A 3,559-nucleotide genomic window follows, 5' to 3' on the forward strand; every position below is an offset into this window, starting at 1 on the left:
GAAGAGGTAAGGGTCAAAAGATAATTCAACAGCGATCAAGTAAAAGGAAGCACAAAGAAAGTAAAGCAGAGCTTACACAAAGAATTCAAAAACAGTTAAAAGACTTTGCTAAATACAATCCAGAAATTAAGCCAAAAACAATCCTGAAAATAAAAACGATCGGCCTAGTTATTAGAAGCTGTCTAAAATCTCTTAAGAAGCTGTTTAGTATCTTTGATTTTGACCCAATAATTTGATAAACTACTGTCAAAAAAGTTGGTGATCATATGCAACATTTTAGTCATCTTTACCAAAGCGATATTTCTCGGCAACAATTCGATTTGATCCGTCAGGATCTGGAAGCTTCAAGAAAACGAACTCACCCAAAACACATTGATCCTTATGATATCTTCTGTGCCATGCTCTATGTCCTTAAAAATGGCTGTACTTGGCGTGATTTGCCGGCTGATTATCCAAAGTGGTCCACCGTTTACTACTATTGGATGAGTTGGTCAAAAGCCCCCACCCCTGATAAACCAGCTTTATTAACTCAGGTTTTAAAAAAATTGTCGCTGATCGACGATTAAGGCAAGGGCGGTCAGCCCGAACTTCGTTCGTCATTTTAGATGCCCAAAGCATTAAGAACACCGCTACCGCTGAAAATAAGGGTTACGATGGTGGCAAGAAAATTTCCGGCATTAAGCGCCATTTAGCCGTTGACATCAATGGATTCCCGCAAGCTATCCATATTACCCGGGCTAACATCACTGATCGTGACGGGGCGATTGCACTCGTCACCCTTAATTTAGAGCAGTTTAAATTGGTTCGAACATGATGGTTGATAGTGGTTATACCGGCCAAAATTTGCCAATGAGATTAGCAGTTTAACCTCAGCCAAGGTAATCGTCGTTAAAGAAATGAGTTACACCAATTTTCGGTTATCCCCCAACGGTGCTCATTGAACGTTCATTTAGTTGGTTGGGAAATTATCATCGTTTATGGCGTAACTGTGAGCGTAAGCTCAACACTAGTCTCATGATGGTTTCGTTAGCTTTTATCAGGTTACTTCTCAAAAGATACTAAACAGTTTCTCACACCAGTTTTGATCTTTGCCATTTACTATCATGGCAATGAGGCTAAGATTGAAGGATTACTGACGGCATCACAAGTGTTCCTGAGTATTGCTTTACCGTTTGCCATCATCCCACTGGTCATGTTCACCAGTAACAAGAAGTTGATGGGTGAGTTCGCCAATCATACTTGGGTCAAGTACGCTGCTTGGTTTGCCACCATTGTGCTGGTAACCTTGAACATCTACTTGATTCTCCAGACGGTTGACTTGCTGAAATAACCGTTTAAAGACCTTTATAAAAATAAGTAGGTTTCCGTTATATTCTTTATAAAAGTGTTTAGCAGTTGGGAGTCGTTGACAATTTAAAAATTTTGTCTGCGCCTTCTTTTTTTTAGTCTAAAATAGAGGTTAATAACTAACAGGGGGATTACTAAATGATCAAACCCGAAAAGACAATCAATGGAACCAAATGGATTGAAACGATTCAAATCAATGCCGAAGAACGGGCAACCCTCGAAGATCAGTATGGCATCGATGAAGATATTATTGAGTACGTCACTGATAATGATGAAAGTACTAATTATGTTTATGATATCAATGAGGACGACCAATTATTCATCTTTCTGGCGCCGTATGCCCTCGACAAAGATGCGCTGAGATACATTACCCAGCCATTTGGCATGTTGCTCCATAAGGGCGTTTTATTCACGTTTAATCAAAGCCACATACCTGAAGTCAACACGGCACTTTCCTCGGCATTGGATAATCCCGAGGTTAAGAGCGTCGATGCATTTATTCTGGAAACACTGTTTACAGTTGTTGACAGCTTTATCCCAATTTCTCGCGGCATTACCAAGAAACGCAACTATTTGGATAAAATGTTGAACCGGAAGACGAAGAACAGTGACTTGGTTTCACTTTCATATCTTCAACAGACGTTGACCTTTTTATCCAGCGCGGTCCAAACCAATCTCAGTGAACTCGATCGTTTGCCAAAGACCCATTTTGGTGTCGGTGCTGACCAAGATAAAATTGATTTATTCGAAGACGTGCAAATTGAAGGAGAACAGGTCCAACGGATGTTTGAGATTGAAACCCAAGTCGTTGACCGAATCGATCATACCTTCAACAGCCTTGCTAATAACAACCTGAACGATACAATGAAATTTTTGACAATTTGGTCACTGACCATGGCTGTGCCAACGATCATTACCGGATTCTATGGGATGAACGTGAAACTCCCGTTAGCCGGGATGCAATATGCTTGGATGCTGACTTTGGGGATTTCTGTCGCCTTGATTGTGGCGATGCTGATTATGCTGAAGGTCTGGCGGAAGATGTGATGGGTGAGTGACTTGCTGCTGGGTGGGGGACTTTTTGGAATGTGTATAGTTGAGCAGTTATGCTATTTTGAGCACCCTTCGGCTTCTGAAATACGCTCCGACGACCCTGACCCCGGCCACATAAGACAAAAATCCAGTAACGAACAAAAACCGTTCGCTACTGGATTTTCTGCCTTATGCTCTGGGGTCAACCCGGGTCTTGTCGCGCTCTTATTTTTACCATTTCTTTACCCAATCAATACCAAGCAAAAACATTACCCTTCTATACTAAAAGTGTTAGAAGCTGTCTAAAATCTCTTAAGTAATAGTGCTAAAAACGCTAAAAACGACCATTTGCAGACTGGTGGTTAATTGACGCTCACAATTTTTCCAAAGTCGCCGACAATTCTCTAGCCAACTAAAAGATCGTTCGACTACCCAACGTTGGGGCATGACTTCGAATCGATGCAACTCATTTCGCTTCGCAACCTGCACGGTTGCGTTTAAATTACTGGCTACATCGAGCTGAAAATTAACGCCTGAATAACCACCATCAACTAAGACATTTTGAACCTGGCGTAAATGCATGGCATGTAAAGCGATCATTGCACTGGCCTCGTCTCGATCAGAGACGTTCGCTCGCGTCATGTGAATGGCCTGCGGAAAGCCATTGATATCAACTGCCAGATGGCGCTTAATCCCCGAGATTTTCTTACCAGCGTCGTAACCTTTGTTTTCAGCAGTAGCGGTGTTTTTGACGCTCTGAGCGTCAACGATAATAAAGGAAGTTAAAGCTGAACGTCCTTGGTAAGTTCGCCGAGCAATGACAACTTTTTTAAAACTTGTTCCAATAAAGAATCAGCCGTAGGTTCAGCTTTAGTTGACCAAATTTTGTAATAGTTGTAAACTGACCGCCATTCTGGGAAATCACCGGGGACTTGACGCCATTGGCAACCGGTTTTCAAGACATATAGGACCGCACAGAAGACCTCGTAGAGGTCATATTTTCGAGGCTTAGTTCGCTTACGAAAATTTTATAAAGCTGGTCGAACTAATTCAAATTGTTGCCGAGTAATATTGCTGGGATAATTTTTCATAGCTTAAACTCGCTTTTTACATAGAAGTATATCAAAAATCATAGATCTTGGACAGCTTCTAAACACAATCCAGAAATTAAGCCAAAAAC

The 3,559-nt window shown here is 41.4% G+C and carries 1 protein-coding gene and 4 pseudogenes; 4 read left to right on the forward strand and 1 reads right to left on the reverse strand.

Annotation, left to right across the window (positions count from 1 at the left end):
- The 4 genes and pseudogenes from JCM17471_RS15620 to JCM17471_RS12925 form a co-directional block, all read left to right on the forward strand.
- A pseudogene (locus JCM17471_RS15620) lies at positions 1 to 236 on the forward strand (hypothetical protein); the annotation flags it as partial.
- 30 nt (positions 237 to 266) lie between these two features.
- A pseudogene (locus JCM17471_RS13655) lies at positions 267 to 1,062 on the forward strand (IS5 family transposase).
- 7 nt (positions 1,063 to 1,069) lie between these two features.
- A pseudogene (locus JCM17471_RS12920) lies at positions 1,070 to 1,330 on the forward strand (divalent metal cation transporter); the annotation flags it as partial.
- Positions 1,331 to 1,485: 155 nt separating this feature from the next.
- Positions 1,486 to 2,394 carry a magnesium transporter CorA family protein gene (locus JCM17471_RS12925; RefSeq protein WP_011178839.1) on the forward strand — a complete coding sequence of 303 codons (909 nt, stop codon included), beginning with the start codon at positions 1,486 to 1,488 and terminating at the stop codon, positions 2,392 to 2,394.
- A gap of 287 nt (positions 2,395 to 2,681) precedes the next feature.
- Here the strand turns inward: JCM17471_RS12925 and JCM17471_RS13660 are convergent.
- A pseudogene (locus JCM17471_RS13660) lies at positions 2,682 to 3,470 on the reverse strand (IS5 family transposase).
- Positions 3,471 to 3,559: the final 89 nt, after the last annotated feature.

Source organism: Lacticaseibacillus saniviri JCM 17471 = DSM 24301, from assembly GCF_001311785.1.
In the GTDB taxonomy this organism is placed as follows: Bacteria; Bacillota; Bacilli; order Lactobacillales; family Lactobacillaceae; genus Lacticaseibacillus; species Lacticaseibacillus saniviri.